The organism is Blastococcus sp. SYSU DS0541, assembly GCF_054050875.1.
This window is the reverse complement of sequence record NZ_JBJHAD010000001.1, coordinates 1-19,640: the sequence shown is the minus strand read 5'-3', so window position 1 is coordinate 19,640 and position 19,640 is coordinate 1. Positions and strand designations below refer to the sequence as shown.

Genomic DNA, 19,640 nt, shown 5'->3' with positions numbered 1-19,640 from the left:
CAGCCCCCGTCGTGCACACGAGACAGGGCTCAGCCCGCGCGGGAATTGGCCGACTCCGCGGTGATGCGGGGGAGGACGAGGATCTCGGTGCCGTCGGGCCGGTAGGTGCGCCATCGGCCGTCGGGTTGTCGTTCGACGCGGAACCCGTGGTGGATCTTGGTGTGGTGCCGTTCGCAGAGCAGGGCTGAGTTCTCCAGCGAGGTGTCCCCGCCGTCGGCCCAGTGCACGATGTGGTGGACGTCGCACCAGTGGGCGGGGGCGTGGCAGCCTGCGAACGAAAGGACCCCTCCGCCCCCCGCCACTCGCAAGCTCGCGGCGGGCCCCTGCGAAGGGGCCGAACGCGGCCGACGTCGAGGGGTTGGCCTTCGGGGCCGATGACGATGCGGGTGACGGTGCCGTCGCAGGCCAGCCAGCGGGCCCGGGCGGCGGAGATCGTGGCGCCGAAGCCGAGGGTGGCCGCGCCGGGGCCGGCGTCCGGGTCGATGAGGTCCTCCAGGTCCACCCGGACGACCACCTGGGGTTTGTGGGTGCGCAGCACCGGCAGGGCGCCGGCGGCCAGGGCGTTGTCGGCGAGCTGCACGAACGCGTCGCCCTGCTGCTGGGCCCGGGTGCGCATGTCCCCGGCGGGCCGGTCGGCCTGCACCACCGACTCCAGCGCGGCCTGCACCTTCTCCCCGCCCACGGCGTCCAGTTCGCCGCGGAAGGAGACCGACCCGTCGGCGTGCTCGACGAAGGTGAGGGAGCGTCCCTCGGTGGGATCGGGCTCGGGGCCGTCGGGGTCCAGCCGGGCCAGGTAGTGGGCCACCACCTGGCGCAGCTCGGCGTGCGGGCGGGTGGCGGCCACCTCCGCGAGCGCCGCGTCCACCCCGGCCAGGTCCACGCCCTGGGCTGCGGCGGCGGCCAGGTTGGCCGGGGCGGCCACCGGGGCGATCACCGCCAGGGCCTCCGGCGGCAGGGCCCCGGTCGCGGCCGCGGCGGCGACCGCCGGTAGGGCCTCCATCGCCCGTCCGGTGCTCACCAGCCGGGAGGCGGCGGCGGACGAGTACCGGGCGTGCCCGCGCAGCCAGGAGGCCATCGTCTTCTGCCCGTCGTGCTCGGCGGCCCCAGTGAGCTCGCACTGCCGCACCGTGCGGGCCATCTCGGTGGTCAGCCGGTTCCCGGCCACCAGCAGCGGGGCCAGCCGTTCGATCAGCTGCGGCCCGAACGCACCCTCGATCCGCTCGCCGGCCAGGTCATCCAGCGCGGCCACCAACCGGGCGAGCGCATCAGACGCACCTGTCGAACGCATGTGCGAATACTACCGCTCGTGGACGACACCCGTAGCGCGAATCCCCAGTTCAGCGGCCTGTCCACTGATCACCAGGAGGGCGGAACGGCGACGAGGAACCTGCGTCGCGAAGGTGGGCCTGCACCCCCATGCCCCTGCGGATCGCCGACGTCCCCACCGGCCCAGGACGCCTCGGCGGACGGATCGACCACCCTCGGTCGCGTCCTCCTGCTCCGGCAGGGTGAGCGGGTTCGGGGACCGGCGCACGGCAGGGGAGAATGGCGCGCATGACCCACGTCCTCGACCCCGACGCGCTCCCCGGGGCGACCTCCGCGGTGCACGCGCCGTCGCCGCCGTACGACGACGTGACCCGCTCCGACGCGGCGTTCCGCGCCTTCCTGCACGGCCTGCCCGGCGTGGACCAGGTGGGTGCCGAGGCGCGCGCGGCCCAGCTGGGCACCCGGTCGATCAAGACCACCTCGAAGGCGTGGGCCATCGACATGGCCATCTCGATGGTCGACCTGACCACCCTCGAGGGCGCCGACACCCCGGGGAAGGTGCGCAGCCTCGCCGCCAAGGCCCGGCAGCCCGACCCCTCGGACCCGACGACGCCGCAGGTCGCCGCCGTCTGCGTGTACGGCGACCTCGCAGGCGTCGCCCGGGAGGCGCTCCAGGGCACCGGCATCCACGTCGCCGCCGTCGCCACCGCCTTCCCCAGCGGTCGCGCCAGCCGCGCGGTGAAGCTCGCCGACGTCCGCGACGCCGTCGAGAACGGCGCCGACGAGATCGACATGGTCATCGACCGGGGCGCCTTCCTGACCGGCCGCTACCTCGACGTCTACGAGGAGATCGTCGCGGTCAAGGAGGCGTGCTCCCCTCCCGGCCGCACCCCCGCGCACCTCAAGGTGATCCTCGAGACCGGTGAGCTGAAGACGCTCGACAACGTCCGCCGCGCCTCCTGGATCGCCATGCTCGCCGGCGGGGACTTCATCAAGACCTCCACCGGCAAGGTCACCCCCGCCGCCACCCTTCCGGTCGGCCTGGTGATGCTCGAGGCGGTCCGCGACTTCCGCATCGCCACCGGCCGCCAGATCGGCTTCAAGCCCGCCGGCGGCATCAGGACGACGAAGGACGCCATCAAGCACCTCGTGATGATCAACGAGACGGCCGGCCCCGACTGGCTGGACCCCGACTGGTTCCGGTTCGGCGCCTCCAGCCTGCTCAACGACCTCCTCCTCCAGCGGCAGAAGCTGCGCACCGGCCACTACTCCGGCCCCGACTACGTCACGGTGGACTGACCGCAATGCCTACTCCCCCGCCCAGCCCGGCCCGGCCCACGTCCGTGTTCGAGTACGCCCCCGCCCCCGAGTCACGCTCGATCGTGAACATCGCCCCCTCCTACGGCCTGTTCGTCGACGGCGAGTTCGTCGACGGCACCGGCGAGCCGTTCAAGACGGTCAACCCGGCCACCGAGGAGGTCCTCAGCGAGGTCTCCGCCGCGAGCGAGGCCGACGTCGACCGCGCCGTCCGCGCCGCCCGCCGGGCCTTCGAGAAGACGTGGGGCCCGATGCGCCCCGCCGACCGCGGCAAGTACCTCTTCCGCATCGCCCGGCTGCTGCAGGAGCGGGCGCGGGAGTTCGCCGTCCTCGAGTCGCTGGACAACGGCAAGCCGATCCGGGAGTCGCGCGACGTCGACGTCCCCTTGGCCGCGGCCCACTTCTTCTACCACGCGGGCTGGGCCGACAAGCTCGAGCACGCGGGCCTGGGCCCGGCCCCGAAGCCCCTCGGCGTGGCCGGCCAGGTCATCCCGTGGAACTTCCCGCTGCTCATGCTGGCGTGGAAGGTCGCGCCCGCGCTCGCCACCGGCAACACCGTCGTCCTCAAGCCGGCCGAGACCACCCCGCTCACCGCGCTGCTGTTCGCCGAGATCTGCCGCCAGGCGGACCTCCCCGCGGGCGTGGTCAACATCGTTCCCGGCGCCGGGGAGACCGGCCGGGCCGTCGTCGAGCACGACGACGTCGACAAGGTCGCGTTCACCGGGTCCACCGAGGTCGGCCGGTCGATCGCCCGCGCCGTCGCCGGCACCCGCAAGAAGCTGACGCTGGAGCTCGGGGGCAAGGCCGCGAACATCGTGTTCGACGACGCCCCGATCGACCAGGCCGTCGAGGGCATCGTCCAGGGGATCTTCTTCAACCAGGGCCACGTCTGCTGCGCGGGCTCCCGGCTGCTGGTGCAGGAGTCGATCCACGACGAGGTCATCGCCTCGCTGCAGCGCCGGATCGGCACCCTGCGCATCGGCGACCCGCTGGACAAGAACACCGACATCGGGGCCATCAACTCCGCCGAGCAGCTGGCCCGCATCCGGGAGCTCTCCGACATCGGCGAGGCGGAGGGCGCCCAGCGCTGGCAGCCGGCCTGCGAGCTGCCCGCGCGCGGCTACTGGTTCCCGCCCACGGTCTTCACCGACGTCTCCCCCGCCCACCGCATCGCCCGCGACGAGGTCTTCGGCCCGGTGCTCAGCGTGCTCACCTTCCGCACCCCCGACGAGGCCGTGGCGAAGGCGAACAACTCCACCTACGGGCTGTCGGCGGGCATCTGGAGCGAGAAGGGGTCGCGGATCCTGAAGATCGCCGACCAGCTCCGCGCCGGCGTGGTCTGGGCCAACACCTTCAACAAGTTCGACCCGACGTCGCCCTTCGGCGGCTACAAGCAGTCCGGCTACGGCCGCGAGGGCGGCCGCCACGGGCTGGCCGCCTACCTGACGGGAGCTGACAGCAAGTGAGCATCGCAGCGAGCGCCGGCGAGCGAGGAGCGCAGCGCGCGCGAAAGCTCCCCAGAGGAAAGGGTGCTGACCAGTGATCGGGAACGACCGGCTCGCCGTCCGGAAGACCTACAAGCTCTACGTGGGGGGCGCCTTCCCGCGCTCGGAGTCCGGCCGCACCTACGAGGTCACCGACGCGAAGGGCCACTTCGTGGCCAACGCCGCCCGGGCCTCGCGCAAGGACGCCCGGGACGCCGTGGTCGCCGCCCGGGCCGCCTTCCCCAAGTGGTCGGGCGCGACCGCCTACAACCGCGGCCAGGTGCTCTACCGCGTGGCCGAGGTGATGGAGGGCCGGCACGTCCAGTTCTGCGAGGAGGTCGCGCACGGCGAGGGGCTGTCGGCGGGGAAGGCTCGCGCCGCCGTCGACGCCGCCATCGACCGCTGGGTCTGGTACGCCGGCTGGACCGACAAGCTGGCGTCCGTCCTCGGCGGGGCCAACCCGGTCGCCGGGCCGTACTTCGACTTCAGCCTCCCGGAGCCGACCGGCGTCGTCGCCGTCCTCGCCCCGCAGCAGTCGAGCCTGCTCGGCCTGGTGAGCGTGCTCGCCCCGGTGCTCGCCACCGGCTGCACCGCCGTCGTCGTCACGTCGAAGGAGCGGCCGATCCCGGCCGTCACCCTCGGGGAGGTGCTCGCCACCAGCGACGTGCCCGGCGGTGTGGTCAACCTGCTCACCGGCGACGCCGAGGAGCTCGGCCCGTGGCTGGCCGAGCACGCCGACGTCGACGCCATCGACCTCACCGGCGCCCCGGCCGGCCGCGCGATGGAGTTCGAGCGGGAGGCCGCCGGCACCATCAAGCGGGTCGTCCGCCCGCCGGTCACCGAACCGGACTGGACCGCTGACCCGGGCCTCTCCCGCATGACGCCGTTCCTCGAGACGAAGACGGTGTGGCATCCGATGGGCGTCTGATGAAGGACCCCCTCCTCCTCACCTCTCGCAGGCCGGGGGGCCCGGGAGGGGGCCGTTCCACCCGTCTCGGTGGCCGGTGACCTCGGGGAGGCCACCGGCCACCGTCGCACTACCCTCGCCCCGTGCCTCATTTCGACGTCGTCGTCCTCGGTGCCGGCCCCGGCGGGTACGTCGCCGCCATCCGCGCCGCCCAGCTCGGCAAGAGCGTGGCGGTGGTCGAGTCCCAGTACTGGGGCGGTGTGTGCCTGAACGTGGGCTGCATCCCGTCGAAGGCGCTGCTGCGCAACGCCGAGCTCGCCCACCTGGTGCGCGACGGCGCCGACACCTTCGGCATCTCCGGCGACGTCTCCTTCGACTTCGGCGCCGCCTTCGACCGCAGCCGCACGGTCGCCGAGGGCCGGGTCAAGGGCGTGCACTTCCTGATGAAGAAGAACAAGATCACCGAGATCGACGGCTGGGGCACCTTCACCGACCCCCACACCCTGAAGGTCGCCCTGAACGCCGGCGGCGAGGAGACCGTCAGCTTCGACGCGGTGATCATCGCGACCGGGGCGCACACCCGGTTCCTGCCGGGCACGGAGCTCTCCGAGCGCGTGGTCACCTACGAGGAGCAGATCCTCAGCCGCGAGCTGCCGGCGAGCATCATCATCGCCGGCGCGGGCGCGATCGGGGTCGAGTTCGCCTTCGTGCTCCGCAACTACGGTGTGCGGGTCACGATCGTCGAGTACGCCGACCGGATGCTGCCGCTCGAGGACGCCGCCGTCTCCAAGGAGCTGGCCAAGGCCTACCGCAAGCTCGGCGTGGAGGTGCTCACCTCCACCAAGGTCGAGCGGATCGACGACACGGGCGATCAGGTGACGGTCACCGTCTCCGATGCCAAGGGCACCCGCGAACTCCACGCGGACAAGGTCATGCAGGCGATCGGGTTCCAGCCCCGCGTCGACGGCTACGGCCTGGAGAAGCTGGGCGTCGAGCTGACCGAGCGCGTCCGCGCGATCGCGATCGACGAGCGCATGCGCACGAACGTGCCGCACGTCTACGCCATCGGCGACGTCACCGCCAAGCTGATGCTCGCCCACGTCGCCGAGGCCCAGGGTGTCGTCGCCGCCGAGACGATCGCCGGCGCGGAGACCATGGAGCTCGACTACGTGATGATGCCGCGGGCCACGTTCTGCTCGCCGCAGGTCGCCAGCTTCGGCTACACCGAGGCGCAGGCCCGCGAGCTGGCCGACGAGAAGGGCTGGAAGGTCAAGGTCGCCCAGTTCCCCTTCACCGCCAACGGCAAGGCGCAGGGGCTGGCCGAGCCCGGCGGCTTCGTCAAGCTGATCGCCGACGAGACCTACGGCGAGCTGCTCGGCGGGCACCTGGTCGGCCCGGAGGTCACCGAGCTGCTCCCCGAGCTGACGCTCGCGCAGAAGTGGGACCTCACCGCCACCGAGCTCGCCCGCAACGTGCACGCCCACCCCACGCTCAGCGAGGGGCTGCAGGAAGCGATCCACGGCCTCGCCGGCCACATGATCAACCTCTGAGACCCCCCGCGCGGCCCGGAGATGCGTCCCCGGAGCGACAGGGCAGGATGGGCGGGTGGCCAGGCCCAGCATCGTCCCCATCGCACTGACCCTCGACGACCGCACGGGGTACACCCTGTGGGCTCCGCCGTGGGAGGAGGACGGCGAGGAGTGGCAGGCGTTCCTCGGCACGACCGAGGGCGACGTCGCGACCGTGCACCTCTTCCCGACGCCGGCGAAGCTCGCCGCCTTCTGCCGCACGCGCACCGACCACGACCTCGCCGACCACCCGGTGTGGCCGGTCGTCGCCGGGCTGGCGGCCCCCGACCTGACCCCGGACGAGGACCACCGGTACGACCTCGACGGGGTCTACGACATCGCCGCCGAGAACCCCGACCGGTGGGCGGTGGAGGAGCTGGCCGCCACCGTGGACATCGTGAGCCGGCTGGCCGAGTGCCTGGACACCACCGACGAGGACGACGACGAGGAGCAGTTCGAGGCCGTCGCCGAGCTCGCCGCCAAGCCCGAGATCGGCTCCCTCGGCCTGGGCGTGGAGGCGTTCGCCGGGCGCTCCGGAGAGGACGCCTGGATCGGTGTCGGGAGCGTCTTCGACGAGTTGTGGGAGGACGTCGTCGAGGAGCTCTCCGACCACTTCGACTGGACCGGCGGCGGCACCGCCACGCTCGAGGAGTACCCGTCGGCCTCCGAGGCCGGCGACGACGTGCCCGGCGACGAGGAGGACCTGCCCGACCAGGTGGAGATCGCCGACGCCGAGCCGGCCGGCGCAACGGCCGCGTCGGTGGCCGGTCGGCCGGGCGTCAGCACGATCGCGCGCGGCAGCCGGGTGACCGCCTCCCCCGCCGCGGTCGCCGCCGCCGCCGAGTTCTGGGAGGCCGTCGGCATCCTGCCGGTCGAGGTGGTCGTCCCCGAGGGCGCCGGGGTGACCCTGCGCTGCTACGTCGAGGACGTCGCCCGGTTCCTCGGCCGCGACGGCGAGGTCTTCCTCTTCGACACCCCGGCCGACCTCGCGCGGTTCTGCGCCGGCAACGAGCGGCACGACCTGGTCGAGATCGCCTCCTGGCCCGAGGTCGCCGACACCGACACACCACCCCTGCCGGCCGAGCAGGACCGCTACGACCTCACCGAGCTCTCCGAGGTGCTGGGCGAGGTCGCCGACGGCGCCGCCGGGCTGGTCACCCACCGGGCGCTCGTCCAGCCCGCGGAGGGCGTGCGCGACCTGGGCGAGTACGCCGGGCTGACCCGCGTGGAGGAGCTGCTCGCCCCCACCGCACCGCTCGGCCGGGCGCTGGCGCGTGCGGACCGGCAGCCCGACGAGCCCCTGGACGCCGTCGAGGCCGCCCGGTTGCGCACCGACTGGGACGAGGCCGTGGCCGCGGTGAGCGGAGCCCTGGTCTTCCGCGAGTGAAGAAGACCCGGTCCAGAGGCTCGCGGCGAGCCCCTGGATGGGGCCGTACGACGGCGGCCCGCCCCGGATGTCCGGGACGGGCCGCCGTCTGCGTGCTGGGGTGGGGTCAGCTGCCCTGGCGCGGGGGTCGGGCCGAGCGCTCGCCGCCGAACCGGCGGTCACTACCGCCGGGCCGGCCGGACCGCTCGCCGCCGGAGCGGTTGCGGTCCCCGTAGGAGCGGCGGGGGCCACCGCGGTGACCGCCACCGGGCCGGTCGCCCTCGCGGCGCGGACGGCCGCCGGGACCACCGGCGCGACGGGAGTCGCGGACCGGGCGCTCGACCGGCTCGACGTGCACGCCGCTGGCGACGAGCTCGGCGATCTCCTGGTCACCCGGGGTCACCCGGCGCAGGACCGGGTCGACCTTGGCCTGGCGGAACCGGCGCTTGGACTGGCCGACCTGGTCGGGCAGCAGCAGCGACACGACGACACCGGCCGCACCCGCGCGGGCCGTGCGGCCCGACCGGTGCAGGTAGGTCTTCGAGTCCGCCGGCGGGTCGTAGTGCACGACCAGCGAGACGTCGTCGACGTGGATGCCGCGGGCGGCGACGTCGGTGGCCACCAGCACGGGCGAGCGGGCGTCGGTGAACGCCTCCAGCGCGCGCTTGCGAGCCGCCTGCGGCAGGCCGCCGTGGATGGCGGCCGCCTTGACCCCGGTCTCGAGCAGGTGCTCGGTCAGGCGATCGGCACCCAGCTGCGTGCGGACGAAGATGAGCGTCCGCCCGGGGCGCTGGGCCAGCTCCTTGGTCAGCGCGACCTTGTCGCGGAACGCCAGGGTGTAGGCGCGGTGCTCGGCCGGCGGTGCGTCGTCCCCGGGGCGCTTGACCTCGTGCCGCGCCGGGTCCTTGAGGTACCGGCGCACCAGGGCGTCGACCTCGCCGTCCAGCGTCGCCGAGAACAGCAGGCGCTGGGCGTCGGCGGCGGTCTGGTCGAGGAGCTCCTTGACGACCGGGAGGAAGCCCAGGTCGGCCATGAAGTCGGCCTCGTCGAGGACGGTGATGACCACCTCGGCGAGGCTGGCCTCGCCCTGGCTGATCAGGTCCTGCAGCCGGCCGGGGGTGGCGATGATGACGTCCACGCCGCGGCGCAGCTGCTGGATCTGGCGGTACATGGGCGCGCCGCCGTAGACGGTGGCGAGCTGCACGCCGGTCGCCTGGCCGAGGGGCGCCAGGTTGTCGTGCACCTGCTGGGCGAGCTCGCGGGTGGGCACGAGGACCAGCCCGCGGGGGGCGCGGCGGCCGTGCTTGACCTCGGCACCGATGCGGGCCAGGAGCGGCAGGCCGAAGGCCAGGGTCTTGCCCGAGCCGGTGGCTGCCTTGCCGAGCACGTCGCGGCCGGCGAGCGCGTCGGGCAGGGCCGACGTCTGGATGGCGAAGGGGTGGCGGATGTCGCGCCGCTCGAGCGCGGTCACCAGCGGCTGGGGCAGACCCAGCTGGGCGAAGGTGGGACCGGCGGGCGCCTCGGGGGCCTGGACCGGGGTGGTCTCGGCCTCGTTCGACTCGAGCGGGGCAGGGTGGATCAACGTCATGCGGGGTGGGGCTCCGATACTGCTCGGAGCGCGTCCCGTGGAAGAGGACGAGCCCCGGCACGTGCCGGCGTCCTCACTTGGCGATCAGCTGCGACCTGGCAGGACGCGGGATCTGCACGGATGCGCTCGTTCCCGGACCGACCGTCCGGGAGGATGACCGGCCTTGTGCCGGTGCCTCTACCGTAGCAGCGGAGATCATGGCGCCATTCCCGCGGACGGGGGTGACGGCGCCCACCCGACCGGAGTCAGTCGGCGTCCTCGTCCCGGTGCCCGGCCGAGACCGCCAGCACCCCCTCGAGGTCGGCGAGCCGGGCGGCGAGCGTCGTCACCGGCCCCGCGCCCTCCAGCGTCAGCCGCACCGTGGCCTGCGGGACACCGCTGCGCTGCTCGGGCTCGACGGACGTGTCGAGGTTGCGGACCGTGAAGCCCTGCTGCGTGCACTCGGCCAGCGCCCGGCGCAGCACGCCCTGCCCGTCCCGGTAGGTCAGCACCAGCGGGTAGGCGTGCGCCGCCCGGCCCGAGAGCCGGCGGGCCAGCGGGGTGAAGGCGTAGGCGATCAGCAGGTGAACGGCGGTGGCGACCGCGGCGTACGTCCACAGCCCCGCCCCCGCCGCCATGCCGACGGCGGCGGTGAGCCAGACGACGGCCGCGGTCGTCAGCCCACGGACGGCGTCGCGCCGGACGAAGATCAGGCCGCCGCCGATGAAGCCGAGCCCGGAGACCACCTGGGCGGCGATGCGGGAGTCGCCGAACTCGGCCCCGCTGATCACCATGAACAGCGCCGCGGCGAACCCGACGATGGTGAGCGTCCGCAGCCCGGCCGCCTTCTGCCGCAGCTCCCGCTCGAACCCGATGAGTGCCGAGAGGGCGAACGCCACCCCGAGGTCGGCCAGCCGGTCCACGGACCCCCCGGTCGTCTCGGCGAGCAGGACCTCCACGGCTCAGCCCTCCAGCGCGGCGTACCCGGGGCGGACCACCTCGTCCAGCAGCCGCCGGCGCTCGTCGTCGGGCAGGAAGGCGGCGGCCAGCGCCCGCTCGGTCACCGTCTGGACGTCGTCCCATGTCCAGCCGAACGTCGTCGCCACGTCGGTGACCTCGCTGGTCAGCGAGACCCCGCTCATCAGCCGGTTGTCGGTGTTGAGCGTGACGGCGAAGCCCAGCCGGTGCAGGCGGTCCACCGGGTGCTCGGCCAGGGAGGGGTAGGCGCCGGTCTGCACGTTGGACGACGGCGCGACCTCCAGGGTGACCTGCGCGTCGCGCACCCGCTGCGCGACCGGGCCCAGGGTGCCGTCAGCGGCGACCTCGTCGGCGATCCGCACGCCGTGGCCGAGCCGCTCGGCGCCGGCGCCGTCGAGCGCGGCCACGATGCTGCCGATGCCGGCGGCCTCCCCGGCGTGCACCGTCCGGTGCGCCCCGGCGCGGTCCAGCAGGGCGATCGCGGCGGGGATCCGGTCGGGCGGGAACCCGTCCTCGGGGCCGGCGAGGTCGAAGCCGACGACGCCGGCGTCGCGGTAGCGGACGACGAGACCGGCGACCTCCTCCCAGCGGTCCTCCTGCCGCATGGCGCACAGCAGGGTGCCGATGCGGATGCAGGTGCCCGCTGCAGCGGCGTCCCGGCTGCCCCGCGCATAACCGTCCAGCATGGCCTCGACCGCGGCCTCCAGGGGCATCCCGCCGGTGAGCAGCTCGGGGGCCATGCGGACCTCGGCGTACGCGACGCCGTCGGCGGCGAGGTCCAGCGCGCACTCCCGCGCCACCCGCGCCACGGCGTCCGGGGTCTGCATCACCGCGACGGTGTGCGCGAACGTCTCCAGGTACCGCACGAGGGAGCCGGAGTCGGCCGCCTCGCGGAACCAGCGCCCGAGCGCCTCGGCGTCCGACACCGGGAGCTCCCGGTAGCCCAGCTGGTCGGCCAGCTCCAGCACCGTCTGCGGTCGCAGCCCGCCGTCCAGGTGGTCGTGCAGCAGGACCTTGGGGGCGCGACGGACGTACTCGGCATTCAGCGGTGCAGGCACACGGGAAAGCTACCGACCCACCGATCGGTGTCATGACGAGGTCCGGAGGACCGCAGTGTCGCAGTCACCGGTCCTGCCAGCGGAAGGTGCGGACGCACAGCAGCAGGCCCAGCACGCACCAGACGGCGAGGACGACCGCCACCGTGCCGAGCTCCCAGGAGCCGGCCGGCTCGCGGGCGGCGAGGGAGTCGGGCAGGAAGACCGAGCGCAGGCCCTGCGCCAGCCACTTCACCGGGAAGACGGCGGCGACGTCCTGCAGCCAGCCCGGCACCTGGTCGAAGGGCATGAAGACGCCGGAGATGAACTCCAGCACCAGCGCGATCGGCGTGACCGTCGCCGAGGCGGACCGGGAGTTCCGGGCGAGGGAGGAGACCGCGATACCCAGCAGCGTGCAGGCCGCCGCCCCCAGCACGGTGACCCAGGCGAAGGTGAGCCAGTCGGCCCCGGTGGGCAGGTCGATGCCGAACACCAGGATGCCGACCACCAGCAGCAGCACGATGGTCGCGATCGTCACCGCGACGACCTGGGCGACCTTGCCGACGAAGTAGGCGGTCCTCGGCATCGGGCTGCCGGCCAGCGCCTTGAGGGTGCCGTCGGAGCGCTCGCCCGCGATGTGGATCGCCATGTTCTGCAGGCTCGCGCCGACGATGCCCGCGGCGATCACCCCCGCCATGAAGTACTGCGGGAAGTCCACGCCCGAGCCGAGGTCGTACTCCAGCACCGCGCCCAGCCCCAGCAGGAGGATGACCGGGAACACGAGCGTGAAGACGACCGACTCGCGCTGGCGGAAGAACTCCTTGAGCTCCACCCCGGCCCGGGTGCGGGAGACCCGGGCGACCGAGGGCAGCGGGGCCGGCGCCGGGGCGGGGGTGGTCACGAGCGGTCCCCGATCATCTTGAGGTAGACGTCCTCCAGGGTGGGCCGGCTGACCGCGAGGTCGGGCACCTCACCCGGGAAGCGGGCAGCCAGGTCGGCCACGAAGGCGGTGGGCGTGGCGGTCTCGGCCGTGCGCCGGGCGCCGTCCTCGGTCCAGCTGACGACGGCGGGCGCAGTGCCTCGGCCGCCGAGCGCGGTGGGGACGGCGACCTCGGCGAGCTGGCCGTGGGCGATGACGCCGACGCGGTCGGCGAGCTCCTCGGCCTCGTCGAGGTAGTGGGTGGTGAGCAGCATCGTGGTGCCCAGCTCGCGCAGCGACCGGATCAGCGACCAGAACTGGCGGCGGGCCTCCGGGTCGAAGCCCGTGGTGGGCTCGTCGAGGAAGAGCAGCCGCGGCCGGCCGACGATGCCCAGCGCCACGTCGAGCCGGCGCCGCTGCCCGCCGGAGAGGGTCCGCCCGCGGGCGCCCGCCTTCTCCGTGAGCCCCACCAGCTCCAGCACCTCGTCGGGATCCCGCGGGTCGGCGTAGTAGGACGCCTGGGCGGTGAGCAGCTCGCGCACCGAGAGCTGGCTGTCCCCGGCGCCGGACTGCAGCACGATGCCGAGCTCGGCCTTCCAGCGGCGCCCGCCCCGCGCCGGGTCGACGCCGAGCACGCGCACCTCCCCGCCGTCGCGGTCCCGGTACCCCTCGCAGATCTCGACCGTCGTCGTCTTCCCGGCCCCGTTCGGCCCCAGCAGCGCGAAGATCTCCCCGCGGCGGATGTCGAGGTCCAGGCCGTCGACGGCCGCGCGGTCGCCGTAGCGCTTGACCAGGCCGCGGATGGATATCGCCGCGTCCGGGTCCACCGGCTCCCTCACGGGTCCCGCCGCGAGCCCGGGAGTGGTGGGGAGGAGGGAGTCCTTCTGCACGAGGGAACAGTCTCCCCCCTCGGCCCGGACCGCCCGCGCCCCTCCCCCCGTGATCATGGCGCCGGGACCACGGATCCGGGTCCGGAAGTGGTCACGGAGCCATGATCACGACGGGGGTCAGGCGGTGATGCGGTCGAGCACCAGCGGCAGCGGCTGGTCGCCCGTGTCCACGCCGATGGCACCCTCGAGCGCCTCGAGCGCCCGCGGGATGCGGTCGGCGTCGTCGGTCTGGAGCTCCAGGAGCGGCTGGCCCGCGGTCACCCGATCCCCCACGCCCGCCGTCAAGGTGATGCCGGCGGCGGCCGAGACCGGGTCCTCCTTGCGGGCCCGCCCCGCGCCCAGCCGCCAGGCGGCGACGCCGAGGGAGTAGGCGTCCAGCCGGGTCAGCGTGCCGTCGGCGGGGGCGGTCACGACGTGCCGCTCGGCAGGCTGCGGCAGCGGGGCGTCGGGGTCGCCGCCCTGTGCCGCGACCATGCGGCGCCAGACGTCCATCGCCCGACCGTCGGCCAGCGCGTCGGCGGGGTCGACGTCGTCCCGTCCGGCGCCGGCCAGCATCTCCCGGGCCAGCGCGAGGGTCAGCTCGACGACGTCGGCGGGCCCCCCACCGGCGAGCACCTCCACCGACTCCGCGACCTCCACCGCGTTGCCCGCGGCGCGGCCCAGCGGCCGGTCCATGGCGGTCACCAGGGCGACCGTGCGCACCCCGGCGGCCTCCCCGAGCCCGACCATCGTGCGGGCCAGCGTGCGGGCGTCGTCGGAGTTCTTCATGAAAGCGCCCGAGCCGGTCTTGACGTCCAGGACCAGCGCGTCCGCACCCTCGGCGATCTTCTTGCTCATGATCGAGCTGGCGATGAGCGGGATCGACTCGACGGTGCCCGTGACGTCGCGCAGCGCGTACAGCAGCTTGTCGGCCGGGGCGAGGTCGTGGCCGGCCGCGCAGATCACCGCCCCGACGTCGCGGAGCTGGGCGAGGTAGGACTCCTCGTGCACGTCGGCCCGCCAGCCGGGGATCGCCTCCAGCTTGTCCAGCGTGCCCCCGGTGTGGCCCAGGCCCCGGCCGGAGAGCTGCGGCACGGCCACCCCGCAGGCGGCGACCAGGGGCGCCAGCGGCAGCGTGATCTTGTCGCCGACCCCGCCGGTGGAGTGCTTGTCGGCCGTGGGGCGGCCCAGCGACGAGAGGTCCTTGCGCTCGCCCGAGTCGATCATCGCCTGGGTCCAGGCGGCGAGCTCGTCAGCGGTCATGCCGCGGAAGAACACCGCCATGAGCAGCGCGCTCATCTGCTCGTCGGGGACCTGTCCCGCGGTGTAGGCGCCGATCACCCAGCGGATCTGCTCCGGGGTGAGCGGGACGCCGTCCCGCTTGGCCCGGATGACGTCGATCGCGTCGTGCCCGGCCATCAGCCCTGCCCTCTCTCGGCCGCCGCCACCAGGTCGTCGGGGCCGAAGGCGTCCGGCAGCACCTCGCGCATCGGCACGATGCCGAGCGACACCGTCTCGATGAGCATCTCGGCGCCCCCGTGCTCCCACAGCAGCTGGCGGCAGCGGCCGCACGGCATGAGCGGCTGGCCGTCCCCGCCGACGCAGGCCACGGCGACCAGCCGGCCGCCCCCGGTGCGGGCGAGGTCGCTCACCATGCCGCACTCGGCGCACAGGCCCAGCCCGTAGGAGGCGTTCTCGACGTTGCACCCGGTGACGACGCGGCCGTCGTCCACCAGCCCGGCGACGCCGACCGGGAACCTCGAGTACGGCGCGTAGGCGTGGGTCATCGCCTCGCGGGCCGCGGCGCGCAGGGCGTCCCAGTCCGGCTGCATCAGTGTTCCCCTCGTCGGTAGACCAGTCCGTCGGCCTTGGGCATCCGCAGCCGTTGGGAGGCCAGCGAGAGCACCAGCAGCGTGGTCAGGTGCGGGGTGAAGAAGACGATGCCGTCGGGCAGCTCCTCGATCGAGAGGAAGCCGACCAGCGCGGCCGCCGCCACCACGGCGGCGAGCACGGCGGGGATCCAGCGACGCCGCATCGCCTGGTAGACCGCGACGCCGACCAGCAGGATCGCGACCAGCAGCAGCAGCGCGACCACCGCCGTCCGGCTGCGCAGCTGCAGGGCGTCGGAGAAGCCGAAGAGCCCGGCGCCGGCGGCCAGCCCACCCGGGCGCCAGTTGCCGAAGATCAGCGCGGCGAGGCCGATGAAGCCGCGCCCGCCGGTCTGGCCCTCGCGGTAGATGCCCGCGACGAAGACCAGGAAGACGCCGCCCAGCCCGGCCAGCGCACCGGAGATGATCACCGCGAGGTACTTCATCCGGTACACCGGCACGCCCAGCGAGTCGGCGGCGGCCGGGTTCTCGCCGCAGGAGCGCAGCCGCAGCCCGAACGCCGTCCGCCAGAGGACGACGTAGGAGATCGGGATGAGCAGGATCGCCAGCAGCGTGACCACGCCCAGCCCGCTGGTGAGCCCGCGCAGCACCCCCGCGAGGTCGCTGATCAGGAACCAGCCGGTGTTCTCGACGTCGCCCAGCAGGTCGGGTCCCGAGGAGAGCACCGGGACCGAGAAGCTCGGCGGGTCGCTGCCCACCGACGGCGACTGCGTCGGCCCGCCCCCGGTCCCCTCGACGTAGACGAGCTCGGAGAGGAAGCGCGCGACGCCGGCGGCGAGGATGTTGATCGCCACGCCGGAGATGACGTGGTCGACCCCGAAGGTCACCGTCGCGATCGCGTGCAGCAGGCCACCGATGGCACCGAGCACGGTGCCGCCGATGATGGCGCCGACCCAGCCCCACTGCCAGCCGGCCCAGCCGGCGCCCCAGGTGCCGAGGATCAGCATCCCCTCGAGGCCGATGTTGACCACGCCGGCGCGCTCGGAGTAGAGCCCGCCCAGCGCCGCCAGCCCGATCGGCACCGCCAGCAGCAGGGCTGCCCGCATCGTGGAGGACGAGGTCAGCGCCTCCTCACCCGAGATCGCGCGGGTGACGGAGAAGACGAACAGCAGGCCGAGGACCAGCCACACGATGCGGGTGCCGCGGCCGCCGCCGGTCAGCCGGTCGGTCAGCGGGCCGCGGCTGGGCCGGGTGGCGGTGCTGCCCCCGGACGGGGTCGCGGTGGTCATGCTCCCACCTCGCTGACGCTCGGTGACCCCATGCCCACTGGTGGCTCTGCCTTTCTCGAGCTCGCGAGCTCGCTCATGCGCGCGCCTCCTCGGAAGAGCCGGGAACCCCGGTGCGGACGCGGTGCCCGCCGTCCGGACCGGTGCCGGGCCCGGGACCGCCCGGGTCGGCGCTGCCACCGGGGTCCGGGGGCGCGCCGGTCGCCTCGGCGCCGGAGCGCTCGGCCGAGCGCAGGGCCAGCCGGCGGGCGATCTCGTTGGCGATGACGACGGCGAGCACGATCGTGCCCTGGATGATCGTGACGACCGACGCCGGGATGTCGGCGAACTGCAGCGGCAGGGCGGCGCGGTCGAGGAAGGCGAACAGCAGCGCGGCCAGCGCGATCCCCACGACGTTGTTCCGGCCGAGCAGCGCCACGGCGATGCCCAGGAAGCCCAGCCCGGCGGTGAACTCGGTGCCGAAGGCGCGGGTGTCGCCGAGCAGGTCGGGCAGCCCGATCAGGCCGGCGACCGCGCCCGAGAGCAGCATCGTGGTGACCACCATGCGCCGGGCGTCGACCCCGCTGGCCGTGGCCGCGGAGGCCGAGATGCCGGTGGCCCGCAGGTCGAAGCCGAAGCGGGTGCGCTGGATCAGCACCGCGATCACGATGCCCACGACGACGGCGACGAGCAGGAACCCGAACAGCTCCGTGCGGGGCTCGGCCAGCCCGAAGGCGCCGAGCACGCCGTTGAGCCCCGGGAACCAGGCCGACTCCGGCAGCGGCGTCGTCGTGATGATCGACGCGCCCTCGGGGCTCCCCCGGAACGGGCCGGTGAGCAGGAAGGACGCCAGCCCGAGCGCGATGAAGTTCAGCATGATCGAGCTGATGACCTCGCTGACGCCGCGGGTCACCTTGAGCACACCCACGATGCCGGCCCACAGCGCGCCGACCACCATGGCGACGACGATGACCAGCAGCACGTGCAGCGGGCCGGGCAGCACGACGGCCGCACCGACGGCGGCGGCGACGACGGTGGCCAGCCGGTACTGGCCCTCGACGCCGATGTTGAACAGGCCCATGCGGAAGGCGACCGACACCGCGAGCCCCGCCAGGAAGAGCGGGACGGCGCGGTTGAGGATCACCACGATCGACTGCACCTGCTGGGAGGGCGCGTCGCCGAGGTCGGTCATGACCTGGAGCGCCCGCATCGGGTTCTCGCCGATGAGCGCGATGACCAGGGCCGAGATGACCAGGGCGACGAGGACGGCGAGCGCCGGGCCCAGCAGCGCCAGGCCGGTGCTGCGCAGACGGTTCACGCCGCACCTGCCGCGGTCCGGGCGCCGGTCATGTACCCGCCGAGCTCCTCGGGGGTGACCTGGCGCGGGTCCACCGTCGCCACCAGGCGGCCGCGGAACATGACGTGCAGTGTGTCGGAGAGACCGATCAGCTCGTCGAGGTCGGCCGACACCAGCACGATCCCCATCCCTTCGCCCCGGGCGTCCTTGAGCAGCTCCCAGATGACCGACTGCGCGCCGACGTCGACCCCGCGGGTGGGGTGGGCGGCGATGAGGAGGCGGGGGGCGGCGCTCATCTCGCGGCCGACGATCAGCTTCTGCTGGTTGCCACCGGAGAGCGCCACCGCGAGCGTGTCCGGGCCGGGTGCCCGGACGTCGTACTCGCGCATGATCCGCTCGGTGTCGGCGCGCGCGCCCTTGCGGTCGATGAACGGCCCCCGCGCGGCCGGCGGCCGGGTCTGGTGGCCGAGGATGCGGTTCTCCCAGAGCGGGGCGTCCAGCAGCATCCCCTGCCGGTGCCGGTCCTCGGGGATGAAGCCGATGCCGGCCTCCCGGCGGGCGCGGGTGCTCCACCCGGTGAGGTCCTGCTCGCCCAGGTGCACGGTGCCGGCGGCCAGCGAGCGCAGGCCCATGATCGCCTCGACGAGCTCGGCCTGGCCGTTGCCCTCGACCCCGGCGATGCCCACGACCTCGCCCTCGCGGACGGTGAGGTCGACGCCGTCGACCAGCGGCCGCCCGGCGTCCGAGGCGACGGTGACGCCCGCGAGGCGCAGCACCGGCGTCTCGCGCACGGTGGAGCTGCGCAGCTCCGGCGTCGGCAGCTCGGCCCCGACCATCATCTCGGCGAGCTGCTTGGCCGTGGTCGTGCGGGGATCGGCCTCGCCGACGGTGGTGCCCCGGCGGATCACGGTGATCGCGTCGGCGACCTTCCGGACCTCGTCGAGCTTGTGCGAGATGAAGATGACGGTGAGACCCTCGCGCTTGAGCTCCGCGAGGTTGCCGAAGAGCTCGTCGACCTCCTGGGGGACCAGGACGGCGGTGGGCTCGTCGAGGATCAGCGTCCGGGCGTTGCGGTAGAGCACCTTGGCGATCTCGACGCGTTGCCGGTCACCGACGCCGAGGTCCTCGACCAGGTCGTCGGGGCGCAGCCCCAGCCCGTAGCGCTCGGAGATCTCCTCGATCCGGCGGCCGGCGGCGGCCCGGTCCAGCCGGCCACCCTTCGTCGGCTCGCTGCCCAGGACCACGTTCTCGAGGACCGTGAAGTTGTCGGCCAGCATGAAGTGCTGGTGGACCATGCCGATGCCCGCCGCGATCGCGTCGGCCGGGCTGCGGAACTGCACGGGGCGGCCGTCGACGAGGATCGTGCCCTCGTCCGGCCGGTGCTCGCCGTACAGCGTCTTCATCAGCGTGGACTTGCCCGCGCCGTTCTCACCGACGATCGCGTGCACCTCGCCGCGGCGGACCGCCAGCTCGATGTCCTTGTTCGCGACGACGCCGGGGAAGCGCTTGGTGATGCCGCGCAGCTCGACCGCGTACGGCGACCGCGCCGCCCCGCCGTCGGGCTGCGCGGCACCGGCTCCTGGAGCCTGGGCCATGGGTGGGCCTCTCTCTCACGGTGCGCCGCGCGGGCGGCGCTGGTCTCGATCCGGCGCACCGGTGACGACGCCGGTCCGGACGTCGTCCCCCGGGCTGCCGGTGGTCGGGCGGGGAACCCGGGTGAGGGCACCTGCCGTGGGCATGATGACGCACCCCCGCGGCGACCGGGAGCGCGCCCCCCGCGCGGGTGGGGTGGCGCCCCGCTCACCACGACGGCGGGCCCGGGCAGCACGCCCGGACCCGCCGTCGGTGGTTCACTCCGGTGGGGGGGGGGGGGGGGGGGGGGGGGGGGGGGCGGGGGGGGGGGGGGGGGGGGGGGGGGGGTGGGGGGCGGGGGGGTGTGGGGGTGTTTGGGTGGGTCTCTTTTTTGTTGGGTTT

Annotated in this window: 16 protein-coding genes and 1 pseudogene; 5 read left to right on the top strand and 12 right to left on the bottom strand. The window is 73.9% G+C overall.

What is annotated here, in order from left to right; translation table 11 throughout:
* Positions 1 to 29: 29 nt before the first annotated feature.
* The gene (locus tag ACI794_RS00085) at positions 30 to 227 is read right to left on the bottom strand and encodes a hypothetical protein (RefSeq protein WP_456615588.1); all 198 of its coding nucleotides are present in this window, start codon (positions 225 to 227) and stop codon (positions 30 to 32) included.
* Positions 228 to 397: 170 nt separating this feature from the next.
* Positions 398 to 1,138: pseudogene (locus ACI794_RS00080) on the bottom strand (DUF222 domain-containing protein); the annotation flags it as partial.
* 416 nt (positions 1,139 to 1,554) lie between these two features.
* Between ACI794_RS00080 and deoC the strand changes: the two are divergent.
* From deoC to ACI794_RS00055, 5 genes are all read left to right on the top strand, one after another.
* Positions 1,555 to 2,565: a deoxyribose-phosphate aldolase gene (deoC, locus tag ACI794_RS00075; protein ID WP_456604266.1), complete on the top strand. Its 1,011-nt coding sequence runs from the start codon at positions 1,555 to 1,557 to the stop codon at positions 2,563 to 2,565.
* 5 nt (positions 2,566 to 2,570) lie between these two features.
* Positions 2,571 to 4,049: an aldehyde dehydrogenase family protein gene (locus ACI794_RS00070; RefSeq protein WP_456615422.1), complete on the top strand. Its 1,479-nt coding sequence runs from the start codon at positions 2,571 to 2,573 to the stop codon at positions 4,047 to 4,049.
* Positions 4,050 to 4,122: 73 nt separating this feature from the next.
* A complete protein-coding gene (locus ACI794_RS00065) occupies positions 4,123 to 4,995 on the top strand; it encodes an aldehyde dehydrogenase family protein (protein WP_456604264.1) in 873 nt (290 codons plus the stop codon).
* A gap of 122 nt (positions 4,996 to 5,117) precedes the next feature.
* On the top strand, positions 5,118 to 6,524 hold the full coding sequence (lpdA, locus tag ACI794_RS00060) for a dihydrolipoyl dehydrogenase (protein ID WP_456615421.1): 1,407 nt from the start codon (positions 5,118 to 5,120) through the stop codon (positions 6,522 to 6,524).
* A 55-nt stretch (positions 6,525 to 6,579) separates the two neighbouring features.
* Positions 6,580 to 7,929, top strand: a complete 1,350-nt coding sequence (locus tag ACI794_RS00055; RefSeq protein ID WP_456604224.1) for a hypothetical protein — start codon at positions 6,580 to 6,582, stop codon at positions 7,927 to 7,929.
* 106 nt (positions 7,930 to 8,035) lie between these two features.
* Here the strand turns inward: ACI794_RS00055 and ACI794_RS00050 are convergent, their stop codons facing one another.
* The 10 genes from ACI794_RS00050 to ACI794_RS00005 form a co-directional block, all read right to left on the bottom strand.
* A complete protein-coding gene (locus ACI794_RS00050) occupies positions 8,036 to 9,496 on the bottom strand; it encodes a DEAD/DEAH box helicase (RefSeq protein ID WP_456615420.1) in 1,461 nt (486 codons plus the stop codon).
* Positions 9,497 to 9,741: 245 nt separating this feature from the next.
* Positions 9,742 to 10,434, bottom strand: coding sequence for an MgtC/SapB family protein (locus ACI794_RS00045; RefSeq protein ID WP_456615419.1), 693 nt, complete (start codon positions 10,432 to 10,434; stop codon positions 9,742 to 9,744).
* A gap of 3 nt (positions 10,435 to 10,437) precedes the next feature.
* Entirely contained in the window at positions 10,438 to 11,511 is a 1,074-nt protein-coding gene (locus ACI794_RS00040) for an adenosine deaminase (RefSeq protein WP_456615418.1), read from the bottom strand.
* Between the two features lie 64 nt (positions 11,512 to 11,575).
* A complete protein-coding gene (locus tag ACI794_RS00035) occupies positions 11,576 to 12,388 on the bottom strand; it encodes an ABC transporter permease (protein WP_456615417.1) in 813 nt (270 codons plus the stop codon).
* Positions 12,385 to 13,245, bottom strand: coding sequence for an ABC transporter ATP-binding protein (locus ACI794_RS00030; protein WP_456579579.1), 861 nt, complete (start codon positions 13,243 to 13,245; stop codon positions 12,385 to 12,387). The genes ACI794_RS00035 and ACI794_RS00030 overlap by 4 nt, the downstream gene beginning before the upstream one ends.
* A gap of 168 nt (positions 13,246 to 13,413) precedes the next feature.
* Positions 13,414 to 14,694 (bottom strand): thymidine phosphorylase, encoded by a 1,281-nt coding sequence (locus ACI794_RS00025; protein WP_456615416.1) that lies wholly within the window; start codon positions 14,692 to 14,694, stop codon positions 13,414 to 13,416.
* Entirely contained in the window at positions 14,694 to 15,107 is a 414-nt protein-coding gene (locus tag ACI794_RS00020) for a cytidine deaminase (RefSeq protein ID WP_456604218.1), read from the bottom strand. The genes ACI794_RS00025 and ACI794_RS00020 overlap by 1 nt, the downstream gene beginning before the upstream one ends.
* Positions 15,107 to 16,393 (bottom strand): ABC transporter permease, encoded by a 1,287-nt coding sequence (locus tag ACI794_RS00015; protein WP_456604217.1) that lies wholly within the window; start codon positions 16,391 to 16,393, stop codon positions 15,107 to 15,109. Before ACI794_RS00015 ends, ACI794_RS00020 begins: the two co-directional genes overlap by 1 nt.
* Positions 16,394 to 16,466: 73 nt before the next feature.
* Positions 16,467 to 17,687 (bottom strand): ABC transporter permease, encoded by a 1,221-nt coding sequence (locus ACI794_RS00010; RefSeq protein ID WP_456579583.1) that lies wholly within the window; start codon positions 17,685 to 17,687, stop codon positions 16,467 to 16,469.
* Entirely contained in the window at positions 17,684 to 19,261 is a 1,578-nt protein-coding gene (locus tag ACI794_RS00005) for an ABC transporter ATP-binding protein (RefSeq protein WP_456615415.1), read from the bottom strand. The genes ACI794_RS00010 and ACI794_RS00005 overlap by 4 nt, the downstream gene beginning before the upstream one ends.
* Between the last annotated feature and the right edge of the window lie 379 nt (positions 19,262 to 19,640).